Origin of the sequence: Psychrobacter sp. APC 3279 (assembly GCF_030407795.1) — a bacterium.
GTDB lineage: Bacteria > Pseudomonadota > Gammaproteobacteria > Pseudomonadales > Moraxellaceae > Psychrobacter.
In genome coordinates, this window is the sequence record NZ_JASDCR010000057.1 from 1 (window position 1) to 676 (window position 676).

Consider the following 676-nt stretch of genomic DNA (forward strand, 5'->3'; position numbering starts at 1 on the left):
TGACCCCTGCTGTCAATCCCGTAGAACTAAACTTGGGAGATTTTAGTTACGCAGCTTGACGATAAAAGTCAAACCACAGCTGTCTTGGCGATTTATAGCCCAAACCCTTTTGAATCCTTGTTTGGTTGTAGTACAGCTCGATGTATCTAATGATATCGTTGATAGCTATAAATCTAGTCTTATAATCCTGGTGATATACCAGCTCATTCTTTAAGACGCCCCAGAAGCTTTCTATTGGCGCATTGTCGAAGCAATTACCTTTAGCGCTCATAGAGCCTGTAAAGTGATGCTGCTTGATGATTTTGTGGTAGGCATGGCTACAGTACTGACTGCCTCTGTCTGAGTGCACAATTAATCCTTTATTAGGTCGTTTGTTTTTGATTGCCATATTGAGTGCACGGCAAACCAAGTCAGCAGTCATGCGTTTGTTGATAGCATAGCCGACAAGCTCTTTGGTATATAAATCTTTAACGCCTGCCAAGTACAGCCAGCCCTCAGCAGTCCAGATATAAGTAATATCGCTTACCCATGCATCATTAGGACGGTTTGCATCAAACTTTTGATCCAGCACGTTTGGATAAACCAGCTTGTTATGATCGGAATCAGTGGTGACTTTAAAGCGCTTGTGACGACGGCATTTAATGCCGTATTCTTCTTTGATGCTTCTAACCATATA

The 676-nt window shown here is 42.2% G+C and carries 1 protein-coding gene; it reads right to left on the reverse strand.

The genetic code is table 11. The features are described from left to right. Positions 1 to 46: 46 nt before the first annotated feature. A partial coding sequence (locus QL898_RS13795) for an IS3 family transposase (protein WP_290177198.1) occupies positions 47 to 676 on the reverse strand: 630 nt, incomplete at its 5' end.